Annotated in this window: 12 protein-coding genes; 5 read left to right on the top strand and 7 right to left on the bottom strand. The window is 64.9% G+C overall.

Features of this window, described 5'->3' with window-relative positions:
• The first annotated feature begins 147 nt into the window (after positions 1-147).
• From ACQKOE_RS09665 to ACQKOE_RS09655, 3 genes are read left to right on the top strand one after another with little or no spacing between them, the layout of a single operon-like run.
• Positions 148-2298 (top strand): autotransporter assembly complex protein TamA, encoded by a 2151-nt coding sequence (locus ACQKOE_RS09665; RefSeq protein WP_427512599.1) that lies wholly within the window; start codon positions 148-150, stop codon positions 2296-2298.
• Complete coding sequence (locus ACQKOE_RS09660) at positions 2298-6506, top strand: translocation/assembly module TamB domain-containing protein (protein ID WP_427512598.1); 4209 nt, start codon at positions 2298-2300, stop codon at positions 6504-6506. The genes ACQKOE_RS09665 and ACQKOE_RS09660 overlap by 1 nt, the downstream gene beginning before the upstream one ends.
• The gene (locus ACQKOE_RS09655) at positions 6506-6679 is read left to right on the top strand and encodes a hypothetical protein (RefSeq protein ID WP_427512597.1); all 174 of its coding nucleotides are present in this window, start codon (positions 6506-6508) and stop codon (positions 6677-6679) included. Before ACQKOE_RS09660 ends, ACQKOE_RS09655 begins: the two co-directional genes overlap by 1 nt.
• A gap of 23 nt (positions 6680-6702) precedes the next feature.
• Here ACQKOE_RS09655 and ACQKOE_RS09650 read toward each other — a convergent pair whose 3' ends face one another.
• The 7 genes from ACQKOE_RS09650 to ACQKOE_RS09620 all read right to left on the bottom strand — a co-directional run bounded on the left by ACQKOE_RS09650 (position 6703) and on the right by ACQKOE_RS09620 (position 14666).
• A complete protein-coding gene (locus ACQKOE_RS09650; RefSeq protein ID WP_427512596.1) occupies positions 6703-7725 on the bottom strand; it encodes a hypothetical protein in 1023 nt (340 codons plus the stop codon).
• An 86-nt stretch (positions 7726-7811) separates the two neighbouring features.
• A complete protein-coding gene (locus ACQKOE_RS09645; RefSeq protein WP_427512595.1) occupies positions 7812-9221 on the bottom strand; it encodes an SPFH domain-containing protein in 1410 nt (469 codons plus the stop codon).
• Positions 9222-9235: 14 nt separating this feature from the next.
• Positions 9236-9652: a hypothetical protein gene (locus ACQKOE_RS09640; protein WP_427512594.1), complete on the bottom strand. Its 417-nt coding sequence runs from the start codon at positions 9650-9652 to the stop codon at positions 9236-9238.
• Entirely contained in the window at positions 9652-10644 is a 993-nt protein-coding gene (locus tag ACQKOE_RS09635) for a hypothetical protein (protein ID WP_427512593.1), read from the bottom strand. Before ACQKOE_RS09635 ends, ACQKOE_RS09640 begins: the two co-directional genes overlap by 1 nt.
• Before the next feature lies 1 nt (position 10645).
• A complete protein-coding gene (locus ACQKOE_RS09630) occupies positions 10646-11575 on the bottom strand; it encodes a hypothetical protein (protein ID WP_427512592.1) in 930 nt (309 codons plus the stop codon).
• A 142-nt stretch (positions 11576-11717) separates the two neighbouring features.
• Positions 11718-13814: a hypothetical protein gene (locus tag ACQKOE_RS09625; protein WP_427512591.1), complete on the bottom strand. Its 2097-nt coding sequence runs from the start codon at positions 13812-13814 to the stop codon at positions 11718-11720.
• A gap of 225 nt (positions 13815-14039) precedes the next feature.
• Positions 14040-14666, bottom strand: a complete 627-nt coding sequence (locus ACQKOE_RS09620) for a TetR/AcrR family transcriptional regulator (RefSeq protein WP_427512590.1) — start codon at positions 14664-14666, stop codon at positions 14040-14042.
• Between the two features lie 87 nt (positions 14667-14753).
• On the opposite strand from ACQKOE_RS09620, the gene ACQKOE_RS09615 reads away from it, so the two are divergent.
• Both ACQKOE_RS09615 and ACQKOE_RS09610 read left to right on the top strand, forming a co-directional pair.
• Complete coding sequence (locus ACQKOE_RS09615) at positions 14754-16190, top strand: efflux transporter outer membrane subunit (protein WP_427512589.1); 1437 nt, start codon at positions 14754-14756, stop codon at positions 16188-16190.
• Positions 16187-17326: an efflux RND transporter periplasmic adaptor subunit gene (locus tag ACQKOE_RS09610; RefSeq protein WP_427512588.1), complete on the top strand. Its 1140-nt coding sequence runs from the start codon at positions 16187-16189 to the stop codon at positions 17324-17326. Before ACQKOE_RS09615 ends, ACQKOE_RS09610 begins: the two co-directional genes overlap by 4 nt.
• Positions 17327-17330 lie beyond the last annotated feature (4 nt).

Genomic DNA, 17330 nt, shown 5'->3' with positions numbered 1-17330 from the left:
CGCGTTAGGATTGATATGGATTGCGCGAATCACGCGGACGCGCAGGTGCCGATCCGGTCTTGTGTTGCGCCTTCAAGGCGGCGGGTTCGGTTTGTGCGGAAGGAAAGCTATGGTCTGCTTTCGCTGGAGTGATTCGTTGTAATTTGCATGGCTGAACCGACCGATCTCTTCAGCGCCTTCTTCCGTTCCGGTCCGGCCTCTTTGCTTGCTTGTGCTTTTGCCGCGACCGTCTGGTCCGGTCCAGCATTGGGGCAGGCAACCGGCGTTTCGGGGCCGGCCCGCGAAGAGCCGATCGTCCCGGACCGCGAATTCGATGCTACCATTCCCGCGCTTGATCCTGGCGACGATCCGGAACTCAATGCGCCGCTGGAAAGCGTCGAAGCGTTCGAACGGCGCATGGTGGACCAGGACAAGGGTCCGGATGCGGCTGGCAATGCCGTTGCGCCCGGGCAGGATGCCGAACTCGCAGCGCCGCTTGCTCCGCTGGACCAGGTTGCCGAGCTTCCTTCTGCCCTGCCAGAGGAAAAGCACGCCGCCGCCCCGGAAATGGCCGTGGCCTACCACACGCGGCTGGAAGGGCTGGATGCGGCGGACGAGCAGGCCGAGGCGGACCTGCTGGCCACTTTCAACGCACTCTCCGCGCTGCGCAAAGGTAAGGGTTCTGCCGGCAACCTGGCGATGATCCGGGCGCGGCTGGCAGAGGACAGCCAGCTGTTGCAGACCATCCTGGCGGCGCAGGGCTGGTATTCCCCCGCGATCCGCAGCCGGATCGATGTTCCCAATGACAAGGCCGGGGGTGAAGTCGTTGCCGTCCTGTCGGTCGATCCGGGCCCGCGCTATGCCTTCTCGGAAATCGTGATCGACACGGCGCCCGCCGATCCCCCCGACCTGGTCCAGCGCAACCTGCGGCTGCGTGTGGGCGAACCGATCCTTGCCGACCAGGTCCTGGCCGAAGAAGCGCGCGTTGCGGTGGCCCTGCCGGAAAACGGCTATCCCTTTGCCGAACTGGGCGAGCGGGACATCGTGCTTGATCGCGATAAGGGGACCGGACGCTATGTCCTGCCGGTCAGGCCCGGGCCGCGCGGCCGCTTCAAGGGGTTCACCACCTCGGGCAAGCTGGCCTTCGGTGCCGATCACATCAAGGTGCTGTCGCGCTTCAGCGATGGTGACCTCTATGACAGCCGCAAGGTCGATGACCTGCGCAAGGCCCTGGTCGCCACGGGCCTGTTCAGTGCGGTTTCGGTCGAGCCGCAACGCACCGGGCAAGCGGTAGGCGACGGCACGGAATATGTGACTCTCGCCGTCCAGCAGGAGGCCGGGCCGCCGCGCACGATTGCCGGGACCATCGGCTATGCGACCGGGCAGGGCCTGACTGCCAAGGCCAGCTGGACTCACCGCAACCTGTTCCGGCCCGAAGGCGCGCTGATCCTGCAAGGGGTGGCCGGTACGCAGGAGCAGGGCCTGGGTGCGACCTTCCGCCGCGCCAATGCCGGGGCGCGCGACCGCACCGTGGAACTGACGGTCGAGGCGCTGCGCAGCGACTACGATGCCTATGACGCCTATACCGGACGGATCGCCGCGCGCATCAGCCGGGATTCCACGCCGCTCTGGCAAAAGCGCCTGACCTATGCCTTTGGCCTTGAAGCACTGGCGACCGGAGAGACCGACTTCGATCCTGTCACCGGAGAGCGCGCCCGCAAGACCTATTATGTCGCCGGTGCCAATGGCCAGCTGGGCCTGGACCGGACGGACGATCTGCTGAACCCGACCAGGGGCTTTCGCCTCACGGGCCTGGTCCAGCCCGAAGCGACCCTGAACAAGGGGTTTAATCCCTATGTCCGGGGCCGGATCGAGGGTTCCGCCTATCAGCCGGTGACAGAGGCGCTGGTCCTCGCCGGGCGGGTGCGGCTGGGAACGATCCAGGGGGCGGACCTGCAGGACATTGCGCCGTCCCGCCGTCTCTACGTCGGCGGTGGCGGCTCGGTCCGGGGCTTTGGCTATCACGCGCTTGGCGAAGTGGCCCCGGATGGCAGGCCGACCGGCGGCCGCAGTTCGGCGGAGGCCTCGCTCGAGGCGCGCTATCGCTTCGGGTATTATGGCGTGGTGGCCTTCATTGATGCGGGCCAGGCTTGGCGCGAGACGACCCCGCAGTTCAGCGACCTGCGCTATGGTGTCGGCATTGGCGGGCGGTTCTATACCAATTTCGGTCCCGTCCGCGTCGACATCGCCACGCCGCTCGGCCGCAAGGCGGATGAGGCCCGGTTCAACGTCTACGTCTCGATCGGGCAGGCATTCTGATGGAGGGCGAGGCACCAGCCACGGCACCGCGCCGCCGGGGGCCCTTGCGCATCGCCCTAGCCGGTGTGCTGGGGCTGGCCCTGTTGGTGGTCGCTCTGGCAATCGGCATCGACACCGGCCCCGGCCACCGCCTGATCCTCCGGCAGATTGCCGCGCTGAACTTTGCCAATGGAATGCGCGTCTCGGTCGGGCGGATCGAAGGTTCGATCTACGGCGCGATGACCCTGCACGATCTGGCGCTGAAGGACAGCAAGGGGGCCTTTCTGACCGCGCCGCGCGTGGCGGTCGACTGGCGGCCCTTTGCCTATCTGCGCAGCCATGTCGACATTCGCAGCGCCAGCGCCCCGCGCGTGGTCCTGCACCGGGTTCCCGCCTTGAAGGTGACGCCCAAAACCGATGCGCCGCTGCTGCCCGATCTGGATATCGACGTGGGCGCGCTGCGGATCGACCAGTTCATCGCCGAACCGGCCGTGGCGGGCGCACGGCGGGTGCTGAACCTGCACGGCAGCGCGCACATTGCCGATGGCCGCGCCCAGCTTCGCGCCGCTGCAAAGACTCTGGCGGTAGAGGGGCAAGGCGCTGGTGACAGTCTTGCAGTGCGGCTGGATGCGCGCCCGGCGGATCAACAACTGGACATCAACCTTGCGCTCGATGCACCGGCTGGTGGGGTCATTGCCGCCTTGGCCGGGATCGACCAGCCGCTCGCCATAAGGCTTGGCGGGCGGGGCAACTGGGCCAGGTGGGACGGAACGCTCGCCGCGGACCTGGGCGGCGCTGACCTCGCGCAGCTGGCCCTTGCCGCCCGCAGCGGCACATTCGCCGTGAAAGGACCGCTGCGGGCTGACCGGCTGCTCGGCGGGCGCGCGGCACGGATGCTGGCGCCGGAGGCCAACCTCGACCTCGCCGCCATGTTCACCAAGCGCCGCGCCAAGCTGTCAGGGTCTGTCACAGGGGACAATTTCCGGATCGTTCCGGATGGGGTGATCGACCTCGGAGAAAATCGCTTCGACCAGTTCAGGGTGAAGCTCGCCCTGTCCGGCGAAACGCGCCTGGCCGAGAACCTGAGCGGCAGCGGCCTCGCCGCCGACCTCACCGCGAACGGCACCTTCGTCGCGCCGGAGATTGCCTATCGCTTGCGGGCGAACCGCCTGATGGTCGGCAGCGCCACCCTGGCCGATCTGGCGGCCACCGGCACGGCCAGGGGCGGGCGCGAACAGTGGCTTATCCCGGTCAAGGCGCAGGCGCGGCAGATCGCGGGCCTGGAAACGATCGCGGGCGGCAGCCTGACCAATGTCACGCTGGACGGTGACCTGGCCGCGCGCGGGCCGCGTCTGGTTTCGGACAACCTGCGGATTCGGTCCGACCGGGTTGATGCGCGGGTGATCCTCACCGCTGACATGGAAAAGGGCCGCTATGCCGGAGCAATCGACGGGCGGATCGACCAGTACCGGCTGGCCTCTGTAGGCATGTTCACAGTGCAGACCTGGCTCGACCTGAACCAGCGCGGTTCCGGGTTCGTGATCGCTGGAACGGTCCGCACCCGCTCGACCAGCCTGGCCAACGAAACGCTCAGAACAACGCTCGGCGGCAATCTCGCCGCCTCCGCCGACCTGACCTATGGCGCCGATGGGATTGGCCGCTTTGACAACCTGCGCCTGACCGCGCCGGAACTGCGCGTAACCGGCGGGCGCGGGGCGTGGTATCCCGATGGCCGGATCAGTCTGGAAGCAGCGGGCACCTCGCCGCGCTATGGCGCGCTGGGCCTGAGGCTGGGCGGAACCATGGCGAACCCGGATGCGCGCATCACCGCCAGCAAGCCCGGGCTCGGCATCGGGCTTGCCAATCTGGAGGCGCGGATCACCGCCGCGCCCGGCGGCTATCGCCTCGATGCGAAGGGCGAGACCGATTACGGCCCGCTTCAAGCCGACGTGACGCTGGGGCTGGGCACGAGCACTGCGCTGCAGATCAACCGTGCCAACCTGTCCGGCGTGGACTTTGCCGGAAACCTCACCCGGACCGCCGCTGGTCCCTTCACGGGAACTCTCAGCGCCAATGGCAACGGTGTCACCGGCACGCTGCGGCTGGGCGCGGAGGGGCGGTATCAAGCCGCTGACTTTGACCTCAAGGCCCGTAATGCCGTGTTCGCGGGTCCGGCGCGTCTGTCTGTCGGCGCGGCCAATGCGACTGGCCGCCTTGTCCTGTTCGAGCGCCCGCAAGTGAATGCCGATGTGGAAGTGTCCTCCACCCGGCTGGGCGCGTTCGATCTGGCCGCAGCGCGGGCGAAGGTGGATTACCGCGATGGGCGTGGCCATGCGGCGGTGCTGGTCGAAGGAACCAGCGGCGCGCCGTTCCGGCTTGGCCTCAATGCGGATCTTGCTCCAAACCTGTGGCGGGTTGCCTTGCAGGGACGGGTGCGGGGCCAGACGATCCGCACGCTCAGTCCGGCGCGGATCGTGCCCGGCACCGGAACCAACATGGGCCGTTATGAACTGCTGCCGGCCAGTCTGGCGGTGGGGGGCGGCACGGCGCGGATCGCCGGCACCTATGGCCCCGGCCTCAACCTGCAAAGCCGCATCGAAGGGATCGACCTGGGCGTGCTCAACGCCTTCGTCCCCGGCTATGGCATCGGCGGCGCGGCGAGCGGCAGCATCGACTTTGCGCAGGCCAGCCCCGGAGCCATTCCCCGCGTCGAAGCCCGCCTGATGCTGACCGATTTCACCCGCACCAATGCGACCACGATCAGCCAGCCGGTCGCGGTCAACTTCATCGGCAGGCTGGCCCCGGAAGGCAGTGAGGCGCGCGCCGTCATCCGCCGCCAGGGCAAGGTGATCGGCCGCCTGGTCGCCAGCCTTGGCCCGCTTGCCGCATCGGGTGGAGACTGGACCACCCGCCTGGGGAGCGCACCGCTGCGCGGCGGCATCCGCTATGACGGCAATGCCGACACGCTGTTCTCCCTGACCGGGCAGACCGGGCAGTCGATCACCGGGCCGCTGTCGCTCGCCGCCGATTTCTCGTGCCAGGTTTCCGATCCATGCCTGAACGGCGTGGTCCGGGGGCGGAACCTGAGTTACGAAAACCTGGCCTATGGAACGCGGCTGACCAACCTGGAATTCGCGGGCCGCTTCACCGGCAACAACCTCGACCTTTCCAGCCTCAAGGCACAGGCCGGCAGCGGCACGATCAGCGCCAGCGGGCGGATCGGCCTGTCGGCCGCAGCGGGCTATCCGATGGATCTGACCGCCACGCTCAGCCAGGCGCGTCTGGCGCGCGGCGAAGCCCTGTCCGCTTCGGCCACCGGCACCTTGCGCCTGACCAAGCAGGCCGGGCAGGCCGCCTTGCTCAGCGGAGACCTGCGGCTTCCGGAAACGCGGTACCAGATCGTGCGCGAAGGCGCGGCCAGCGTTCCGCGCCTGACCGGGGTGCGCTTCAAGTTGGATCGCGCCGCCCGGATCACCGGAGACGAGGTCGCTGCCGCCCTGCCCAACCTGTTTGGATCGCTGCGGCTGGACCTGCGCCTGCAAGCGCCTGACCGGCTCTATGTGACCGGCATGGGGCTGAACTCGGAATGGGGCGCGGACTTCGAACTGGGCGGCACCAGCGCCGCTCCGCGCCTGACGGGGCAGGTCCGCCTGATCCGGGGCACCCTGGACTTTGCGGGGCATTCTTTCGACCTGCAGGAGGGGCGGATCAATTTCACCGGCGGTCCGGTCAACGATCCGACCGTGGCGATTTCCGCTTCGGACGACGTCGGCGATCTTGCGGTCAGCGTCAACGTGGCCGGGCGCGCCACGGACCCGCGCGTTACGTTCAGCTCTGTCCCCGGCCTGCCTGACGACGAGATCCTGTCGCGCATCCTGTTCGGCAGTTCGATTGCCAACCTCTCCGCGATCCAGGCCGTGCAACTGGCCTCGTCGCTGAATGCCTTGCGCGCGACCAGTGGCGGACTGAACCCGCTGGGACGGCTCCGCTCGGCAACAGGCATCAGCCGGCTGCGGATCCTGGCCCCGGAAGAGGCAAGCGGACGCGGCACCGCGCTGGCGGCGGGCCAGTATCTCACCGACAATATCTACGTCGAACTGGTCACCGACGCGCGCGGCTTTACTGCGACCCAGCTGGAAGTAAGCCTGACCCGCTGGCTCTCGCTGCTAAGCCAGGCGGGCGGTTCCGGCGCGAACAGCGTGAACCTGCGGATCCGGAAGGACTACTGATGCGGCCTGCCCTCCTGGTTCCGGCACTTCTGCTGTCCGCAGCCCTGGGCGGCTGCAACCGCGAACCGGATTTCGACGAACGCTTCGATGATGCCAGCAGCACCATCAGCGCCAGCGCCGAGGCCATCGATACGGAAATCCGGGCGACGGATCGGCCAACCCACCAACGCTGAAGTCCGGTGGTGAGCAGGAGCGTTCAGTCGCCGATGACCTTGGAACTTTCGGAAACCAGCTTGATCCCGGCAGCTGTTTTCTCAAGGCCCAGCCTGAATTCGGCATAGCCTTCGCCATAGGCTTCGCGCGCATCGCTTGATGCGGAATACCACATGGTGCCGCTGACCCAGCAGGTGCCGGCCCTGGGGCCGCAGTCGGTCTGGACCGTATCCTCCATGATTTCATAAGTCCGGTCAGGCCAACGCCGGGCGTAGCGGATCTTTTCGCCGGCGACATAGGACCGGTCGACCGACTTGCCGAAGTAGGACACGTTGTCAGCGTAATATGTGGCAACGACATCGGCTGCGGACATTCCGGATTCGCTGTTGGTCGCCTCGACATAGCTGCGGACGAACTGGATGGCTTCGCCGGGAGCTATGGGCTCAGTAAATGTAATCGCCTCCGGCTCAGGCTCTGGCGCTTCTGTCGTTTCAGCCGTGACCGGCGCGACCGTCAGATTGCCGTCCCAGATGTACCGCGTTTGCCCCGCATCCTCGAACTTCAGCCACCGTTCGCTTGCGTCGCTCGCTCCTTCGACCCAGGTCCCCGCCAGCTTGGTGCCGACCTCGTAGGTGTCGAGGACGGTCGAACCTTCGGCGCTGGGCTGATCGCGGGCATTGGCGCGCCCGGAGACATAAACGCTGACCAGTTCAGCGCCCTCGTCCGGACTGGAATCCGATCCGAACCCGAAAATGGCCCCGAATGCTGCCAACACCAGAAGGAGGACCACGATCAGGGACACTGGAAGCCGTGAGCGCTCGGTCTGCTGTGAGTAGGTTTCCCGCTGGGCTGACGCCTCTTCAGGCTCGGATGGCTCAGGCTGCGCTTGTTCCGGCTCGTCTGCTTCTTCTGCCCCTTCTGCCTCTTCTGGATCGATCACCAACACTTCGCCCGGCGCAGGCGCGGGCTCGCTGTTCACTTCGGACGATAGTTCGTCTGCGGCCTCCGGCTCCGGCTCCGGCTCCGGCTCCGGCTCCGGCTCCACAGCAGCCGTAGGCAACCGCATGGTGCCGCATTGCAGACAGACGCGCGCTTTCGGGCTGAGCGGAGCGGAACAGTTTTCGCAGGTATCTTGCACTGACCTCTTGCTCCCTATGGCTGCACGTCCGGATCGGCCAGGTTCAGACCAGCCTTGGCCGCCAGGCCCAGAATGAGCAGCGAAGCCTCGCGCGGGTCGCTGGCAATGCCAAGCGACTGGGCCATCTGGATCAGGGTCGCTTGGGCTTCGGGTGAAACCGATCCGTTCACCGCCGCAGCCTGCATTGCCGCCTCCAGCAGGTCGATCGACTGCCCGTTCGGCAAGGGAGCGGACGCAACGGTGGATGAAGCCCTGGGCGATGCCTCTGGCTTTTTGCGCTTGTTGTATTCCGCCATGACCAGTGGTTCCAGGTCGGCGGCGAAGGCCATCGTCTCCGGATCGTCGGTGCGGCGGATCGTGGTGGCTTGCGGATCCAGTCCCTCGGCGATGAGCACAAGCGCAAGCTGACGGGGCGTAAAGGGCCCCTTGTCGCCATTGCCATCGACCAGGACAAAGCTGGCCTGGTTCGACAAGGGGGTTGAACCCGCCCCAAGGTTGCGGCGGGTGTTGGCATAGCTTGGCGCCAGATTCGGCCCGCCCAGGCCGCCGATATTGCCCGAAAGCAGCATCGGACTATTGCCGGTGCTCAGGCCCTTGCCCAGCCCCTCCATCGCTGCGAGTTGACCCTGCACGGCATTGAAGTGGGCGAAACCGTCTTGGGTGGCGATGGATGCGCCTTTCGCCTGATAGGCAAGCTTTGCCTCCATCTGCCCGAATTCGACCAGTCGCTCGCGGCTTTCGTCGTCGAGGTCGAGCCTGAGGTCGAAGGCGCGGATGACGTCCAGCCCCAGCGGCAGAAACTCTGCGCGGGCCGCAGTGACCAGTTCCTGGCCGATGGCGTCGACATCGATGTTCGAGACGACATCCAGAATGTCGGCGCGCTGCGCCCGCTGGGCAACCGATTGGCGCAGGGTTGTCGCGGCGCGGCCGCGCAGGACCTCGTTGATCGGTTCCTGCGATTCCTTGTTCTGCCCGCCCAGGCCGATGATCAGCCGGGCCGGATCGGCAATTCGCACCGTATAGCCGAATGAAGCAAGCACCTTCACCACGTTGCGCGAATTGCTGTCGCGGAACTGGCCGACTTCGACGTCTTCGAACGACTGCGCCCATTCGCGCGTGGTTACGAAGAACAGTTCGCAGATGAAGTGGTTCGCATTCGTGAACTCGTCCACGATCAGGTGGCCCAGGAACGGCAGGTTCGCCGTATCCAGCAGGTACGTTCCGGTATCTATCTTGCCGATCAGCTTGCCCTCGCGGAAGAACAGGGCGCATTCGTCCGACCGGACCGTCAGCTTCGCCCCGCGGGGAACGCTGCGGTCAGGATGCAGATAGATCAGGCGCTCGGCATATTCCGGCGGCCGGGCTATATAGAACGACCGCGTCTCCTGCTTGATCGAGAACTTCTTGAGCCAGTCCAGGGCCATGGTAATTCCTTGCTTCAGCTAGGGTCCGCATAGTCGCGACGAACATCCTTGCCGGGCAAGGGAGGCGTCGACCGGCCGGTCGCCAGCGGCAGGCAAAGCGGTATGAACAGCCCGGTCAACATGCCGATCCAGAGGAAGGCCGGAACCTTGACATGGGCCATCGCGGCCAGGGGTAGGTAGCCGTAGTAGGCCCAGAGGGCGCTGCTCAGGGTCATGAAGAAAGCGAAGCCGTTGAGCGTCTTGCCGACCAGGGCATAGGTATAGCTATCCGCAGATAGCAGGCGGAAGATCGCATCGCTCCAGATGACCATCCAGCCGCTCGCGATCGGGGCCAGGAAGACCAGGCCGGTGCGAAAGGTGAAACTGGTCGGCGCGCCGAACAACAGCCAGATTCCCAGCGCCAGGAACGCGGCGACAATGCCCCGCGCCATCACACTTCCTCCAGGGTGCAGACCTGATCGAGGATCCACTGTTCCTCCAGGGTCAGGCCGGTCTTGGCTTCCTTCAGAAGGCGGGGGCGGTGATTGGGGTGGTAATGCTCGAACTCGAACCCGCACTTGAGCATCCGGGTCAGCGACTGGATCGAATCCTGGATCGACGAGTAGTCGGCGATGCGCCCGCCCAGGGAAAGAACCCACTTCTGGTAGATGTTGTCCCCATCCTCCGACAGGCCGGCATTGGCTGTGGCAGCGGTCAGGATCCAGTCCACATCGGGGTAGAGCCTGGCTTCGTCCGAACCGGAACTTTCACCCGCGGCATTCCGGTTGAGCAGGCTCTGGTGCGACCGCATCAAGGGATAGAACCGGACATCGGCTGGCGTGATGGTGCCATCCGGAGCTTCGAAGGGGACGAATCGCGGCTTTTCCTTACTTTCGCCGAGTGCATGGATCATCATGCAGCCGCCTTCGAATTCCACCTCGCCCGCGGCATAGCCGCCGATGGAGCTGTTGCTCACCCGCAGCTGCTCGCTGACGATGCAGGTGCCAAGAACCACGCAGCGTTCCAGCGTGCAGTTGACCGCGCGGATGCTGCCAAAGACGATGGCATCGCGCAGGGACAGGTTCTGGTTCACCGTAATGTCGCCCCGCAGGATCAACCGTGCCGAACGGATGGCCTCAAGCAGGCCGAGATCATCGCCCTCTGGCACGGCGCGCATCGATCCGTTGACCGTGATGCCGGAATTGAGCCGGACCACCGCGCCGCGCGGCGTGATACGCGCGTCGCCGCGAACGACCACCGGGCCGTCGATGCGCACGTCACCGCGAAGTTGCAGTTCGCGGCCATAGACCGCGCCTTCGACCCGTACGGCATTGGCGCTGCCGTCGATCAGGACCGGAAAGACGATGTCCCTTTCCGACTGGGGAAAGACACTGCCGGCGACCGATTTGTCGATGACAATGTTGCTGCCTTTTGCTGCCGCCATGCTACGCTCCCAGAACCTTCAATTTGCCCGCCCGGAGGAAGTCGGCGAGCTGATCGCGCGCTTCTGCCGAAATCAACTTGCGCTCTGCCAGGGCTTCTGCGGCAGCCGCGATTGCCGCCACCTCGTCCTCGCTGGCGGAGCGCAGATCGGCTTTTTCCAGCTCATAAACCACGCGCCGGCGGCCTTCCGGCGAGCTGTAGATGCCCAGGCCCGCTTCATGGATCAGATTGACCGCATTCCCGCCGGACACCTTTTGCGCCTTCATCCCGGCGTGGAGCGAACTTTGCGTCGATGAATGGGTCACGATCCCCTCTACGCACAGTTCGATTTCGGCAGCGGGGGGGGCGCAAGGCAGGGCAAATTCGGCCAGGTCGCTTTCCAGCTGATCGAGCGAAGACAGCACTTCGCTGACCCGGGATTCGCGCAGCAGGCCGACCGTTTCGTCCAGGTTCTGGGAACGGGCGGACAGGCGGGCAATGTCCATCTCGATGGACAGGCCATGGGTCAGTTCATAGGGAACCTTGGCGGATTCCAGCACGGGCGCAATGTCCTGGTCGCGCACTTCAAAGATGTGCTGACCGATGGTGTGGATCTTGTTCTCGTACTCGTCGGTTATCTTCCTGAAGTTGACGTTGTACAGTTCGCGGTTCGCCGCTGAGCTGAACAGCGCCTTCTCGTAGCGTGAGTAAATGTCGCCCACGAAGGCCGTCAGCTTGCTGCTGATCGAGCTGGCGTCAGCGATCTTCTTGACGACCTCGACCTGCAAGGCGGATTCGATCTGGGAATCGAGCTTTTCGATTGTCCGTCCGAATTCGTCCTCGACCCGCCCCTTCAGGGTCTCGATCATGACCGTGTTTGCAGCAACGCCGCCAACGATCGCAGCTGTCTGCTGATTGATCGCGCCTACGATCCGGTCCCCAATCTCTCGCATTTCTCTCTCCAGTCGTTCGACCTCCCTCCGCAACTCGTTCTGGAGGCTGTAGACTTTTTGCTCGACGCTGCGGATTTCCGCCTCAAGCTGGCTTCTGAGACTGCTTATTGCGCTCTGCAGCTGGTAAGAGCTGACTCCGCCCTCAGCCATTTTGCTCTCCGCCGGTCAGGGCCAGCCGCCGGGCGGCGGGTAGCGGGCGGATGACGATGCCGGGTTCGCGCACATAATCGATGGGGTCGTGCACCGTGCCCCGCGCCTCGGCCTGGGCCTGCGGCTTGTAGGTCAGGATGTTCTCGTAACTGTCGATCGAGGCCGTATCCCCGCCTTCCACGTCCAGTGCCGCTATGCGTTCGTCGCTCAAGGTGGTCTTGAGGTTGTCCGAAAGCAGGCCGATGCGATCCATGCTCGACCGGAATTCCCGCACTTCCTCGATCTTGGAAGTCAGCTCTGCCCGGAAGATGTTGGTATTCTCGCGAACCGTCCGCATGTCCGCGCGGAACTGGTTGGCAATGTCGATCAGCTTCTCCGTTTCCTTCTCGGACATGGAGATCATGGCTTCGTTGGTCCGGAACAGTTCCGATTTGCGGAAATCGGCCTTCTCGGTCCACAGGTTCTCCCACAAGGGGACGAGCAGGTCGGAATAGACCTTCACCACCGATCCATACCGCGCCACATCAAGCGTGGAGTAGGAATAGGGGCTGGTCCGCGATTCCCAGACTTCCGTCTCCGGATCGAAGTAGAGCACCGACTCCTTCGAAAAGGCCAGCAGCGGCCGGGACGCGCCGGTCATCGCCTTCTGGAGCGTCAGCCTGAACGCCTTGATCAGCTCGGCTTCCTCATCGTTGAATATCCGCGCCCGCTCGTTCGCCGAAACATCGCCGGCCATATCGAGCGAGCCGACCTGTGCCGAAATCTGGTGGATCGCCTCGTGCTGCCCCACCAGTTGCTGCGGCAGATCCGGCGAACCATCCAGGCGGCGGGCGATTGCCGGCTCGGACCGCAGGCGTTCAAGCAGGACGTGAATGGGCAAGAGGTGGGCGTCGACCAGGTCGATGCCGATCAGGTCCTGGATATAGGCGGGCGACATGATCGTGCGCGGGCAATAGAAGCGGCGATTGCACCAATGCGCCTTGCCCAGGACCTCAAGCAGATTGGCGTGCAGCGTGTTGATGGAATCCTGCCGCGCCGTGTTGTACCGGTCGCAAATCTCGCCGAGCCCTTCGGACACTTCCTGAATCCCGGCCAGAACGTCGGAGCCATCCTTTTTCGCATCGTTCAGCTGGTCGACGAAGCCTTCGATCTGGTCCGTCGCTTCCGTGTCCTTCAGGATGATGGCGCTGTCGGACAGCACTGGATCCAGTTCGCCGTTGCCCAGCCGCTGGGCCAGCGTGCTGCTGCTTTCTACCAGCGGGAGGCCAATCTCGATCCTGTCCAGGTCCCCCAGGCCCGCAGAGAAGGTGTCGACCAGATCGGCAATGCGATCTTCCTCGCCATAGAGCGTGTTGAGCGGGTCTTCGTATGCCTTGCCGTCCTGCACGGAGAGCATGGCGGGTACGTTCCGCAGCTTGTCGATCTCCGGCCTGATCTTCTTGATCTTTTTCTTGATGGGGCGGGGGTCGAGCACTTGCAGCCGCGCGTCTGCATGAAAACCGGCGTTGTCGAGCAGGACGGTGCGCTCGCCGACTTTGGCCACTTCCACCGCGAGCCGGACCGGTGCGACGGCAACTTCGGGATAGGCCTGCGCGCGCGAGACGATTTCCTCGCCGATTTTCTTAATTGCCGCGGCGGCTCCGGAAATTTCCTGGTTCAGGGTGGCTTCCCGGGCGCGGCATTGGTCAAGCCGCGCCATTGCCGCGCTGGCGGCCTTCTGGTTGGTATTGCGGTAAATCAGCAGCCCGACCGCGGCAATAAGGCCCAGGATGGCGACAAGGCCCAGGCCGGGGACAAGCCCCAGGAACAGGGCAAGACCAGCCGCAACCGTGCCAAAGGTTGCCAGGCGGACGGCCTTCTGGGCTTTCTCGATCAGCGGTCCGCACTCTTCGGCTTCTGCCGCAACGCCGGTCAGTCCCGCGCGGAATTCTTCCAGCTGCTGCTCCTTGGCAACCTTGCGCTGTTCAAGATCGCGCCCTTCGCGCCAGGCGGACAGGTCCGTTCCCAGGTGATTGACCAGCGCCATCGCCTGCATTTCCGCCAGGGATTGGAGATTATCGAACGGTCGAGCTAACGAAAAAACAGGCATCCCGGCCCTCTCCAAAGTGGCGTCCGCGTCCATTCCCCAGAGTCGCTTCGGAGAATTTGAATCAAATATGAAATGATTGCGGATTGCCGTCAATTAAATTGACCGGGATTAATTGGGGCAAATAAAGTACTTATAATGTAAATACCACTACGTGATTATACTTATATTTTCGCTCGTGGTATTTATAAAAGGGAAATTACAGAAACGTCTTCGGTGGCGGCCAGGTCAGTCTGGCTGCTGACCATAGGCTGCGCAGAAGACCTCGACTGCCCCGTCGACATCTGCCGCGATCGTTGCGGCGCTGGGTGGCAACTGATTGCCGATCATGTGGATCTGGTAACAACCGGACTGGCACAGCGCGATGAAGTGCTGGGCGGCGCGGAACGGGTCGGCGTCGCTGCGCAGGAGCCCGCGCCGTTGAAGTTCGGCGAAATATTCGGCCGTGATCCGCCAGCCCCGGGCCAGGCCCTGTTCGTGAAACATCTGCCCCAGCCCCGGAATGTCGCGCGCCTCGCCCGTCACAATGCGCATCAGCGCGGTAATCGGAGGCGAAGTGAGTGCGGCCAGCAGGCGTTCTCCGAACACGGTCAGGGAGCGGTCCAGCGGTTGGCTCAGGACCAGCGACGCGGAAATGAACTCGGCATATTCGCCCACCAGATCCTCGGCGACGGCCATGAACAGAACCGGCTTGCTGCGGAAGTAGGACCACAGGGTGGTCTTGGAGCCACCCAGCCGCGCTGCGATGGCCGACATGGAAACCGGCTTGTAACCCTGGTCAAGAAACATCTCGCGCGCCGTCGCCAGGATTGCCTTGCGGCGCGCACCTCCCGCTCCATGCTCTTTTTCGGCCATGCAGTGATACTACGCAGTATCATTTGCATTGACAACCGCCCGCATATTTCTGACATGCACCGCAATGATACTGCGTAGTACGGTTTTATGATCAGGCACTCTCACGCTTTGCTGGCAATGCTGGCGCTGACCGGTTGCGCGTCCATTCCGCAACTGGATGCGCCGCCTGCCCTGCGCGATCCGGCAACCTTGTCCCTTGGCGACCGGCCTGAGGCTTGGGCAGGCTCATTCCCGGCCGATCGCTGGTGGACGGCCATGGGCGACCCGCAGCTGGACCGCCTGATGGAAGAAGCGACTGATGCCTCGCCCGATCTTGCCGTCGCCCAGGCCAGAGCGCGCCGCGCGCTCGCGTTTCAGGCCCAGGCTAAAGCGGCGACCATGCCGACCTTGGGGATCGAGGGCAGTGCCGGTGCGATCCGGCAAAGCCAGAACCAGGGTTTCCCGCCTGGCCTGATTCCGGGAGACTTGCGCGATCAAGGCCGGATCGGCGCCCTTCTGGCCTTCGATCTCGATCTGTGGGGGCGCAAACGGTCTGCCCTTGCCGCAGCCACTTCCGCCGCCATGAGCGCCCAGGCTGACGTGGCCCAGGCACGCCTTCTGCTCCAGGCGGCAATCGCATCGACCTATGCCGATCTGGGCGGCCTGTTCGCCAGCCGGGACCTGGCCGAAGCCAGATTGCAGAATGCCAGAAACGAACTCGCACTGCTTCAGTCACGGCAGGCACGCGGTCTGGAAAACAGCGCGGTTGTCAGCGAAGCGGAAGGGCAGCTGGCCCGCGCCACAGCCGAATTGATGGCGCTGGACGAAGCCATCGCCTTGAACCGGAATGCCCTGGCCGCGCTGGTAGGGGCAGGACCGGAGCGCGGCCAGCTGATCCAGCGGCCCCAGCTTGCGGCACAGCAAGGGCTTACGCTTCCCGGCAATCTGCCGCTCAATCTGGTCGGTCGCCGTCCCGATCTGGTTTCGGCCCGGCTGCGTGCGGAAAGTGCATCGGCGCGGATCGGTGTCGCGCGCGCCGCCTTCTACCCGGATATCAATCTTGCCGCCCTTGTCGGCTTTCAGGCCATCGGGCTGGACAATCTGTTCAAGGAATCGTCGCTGACCGCCAATGCCGGTCCCGCCCTGCGTCTGCCGATCTTCGACGGCGGTGCGGCGCGGGCTGGATACCGCGCGGCGCGGGCCGAATATGACGAGGCGGTTTCGCTGTACAACGCGGCCCTGATCGCGGCTGTTCGCGAAGTGGCCGATGCTGCGGCAAGCAAGGCCAGCCTGGTGGGGCAAATCGCCGCGGCACAGAACGCGGTGGACGCGGCGCAGCGCCAGTTGACCGCAACCCGGCAGCGCCACGCCGCCGGATTGGAAGATATGCGCAGAACCCTTGCCGCAGAGCGTGCGCTGATCGCGGCAAAGGCGGCGCTGCTCGCCCTGAATACCCGCAACCAGCAGGCCGATATTGCTCTGTCCGCCGCCCTGGGAGGCGGCTTTGCCGAAACCCCTGAACACAAGCCGGAACTGAACCGATGAACACCCCCGACAGCGCAAGCAATCTGGCCACCGACAGCGATGCTCCGCCGGCCGACCGCCGCAAGACCATGCTGCTGCGCCTCGGTTTGGTCGTCGTTCTGGCGGCTGCGGCCTGGGGCCTGTGGTATCTGCTGTTCGAACGCGGCATGGTCAGCACCGACAATGCTTATGTCGCTGCGGATTCAGCAGTCATCACCCCGCGAATTGCAGCCGCTGTCGTGGAGGTCGGGGTCACTGACACCCAGACGGTAAAGGCCGGGGACCTGTTGGTCCGGCTGGATGATGCCGATGCCCGGGTTGAACTGGCTTCGGCCGAGGCTGCCCTGCGCCAGGCGCGGCAACGCTTCATGCAGGCCCAGGCCAATGGCCGCAGCCTGAGCGCCCAGGTTGCCGGGGCTACGGCGGATATCGGCCAGGCTCGCGCTCGCCTTGCGGCCAGTGAAGCCGAGCTGCGCCGGGCCAATGATGCCTTGGCGCGGCGCGAAGGCCTGGTCGCTTCGGGCGCGGTCGCTGGCGAGGAATTGGCCCAGGCCAAAGCGGCTGCTGCAACCGCACGGGCCAATTACCACGCCGCACTCGGCGCAGTGAATGCCGCAGAGGCAGGCCGCGCCGCCGCAAGCGGGAGCGCGCAGGCCAATGCCGTGATCACTGGCTTTGGCAATATCGAGGCCGATCCCGACGTTGTCGCGGCCCGCGCCCGGTTAGAAGCGGCGCGCCTGACCCTTGAGCGCACGGTAATCCGCGCGCCGATTGCCGGCGTCGTGTCACAGCGTCAGGTTCAGGCTGGCCAGCAGGTAGCACCCGGAACCCCGCTGATGCGGATCGTCCCGCTGGCGCAGGTCTATGTCGATGCGAATTTCCGGGAAACCCAGTTGCGCGATGTACGGATTGGCCAAAGTGCGCGGCTGACTTCGGATCTCTATGGCTCCAGCATCGAATTTACCGGAAAGGTTGTCGGCGTCGGGGCTGCATCGGGTGCTGCCACCGCGTTGATCCCGGCGCAGAATGCGACCGGCAACTGGGTGAAGGTCGTCCAGCGCATTCCGGTGCGCATCGCGCTAGATCCTGCCGAGCTGAAGAAGCACCCGCTGCCGATCGGAGCCTCGATGGAGGCCGAGATCGATACCCGGGACTGAGACG

It is taken from the genome of Novosphingobium sp. NPDC080210, assembly GCF_050281025.1.
Taxonomy (GTDB): domain Bacteria; phylum Pseudomonadota; class Alphaproteobacteria; order Sphingomonadales; family Sphingomonadaceae; genus Novosphingobium.
The sequence above is the reverse complement of the archived record's forward strand: the minus strand, read 5'-3'. Positions and strand labels throughout refer to the sequence as shown.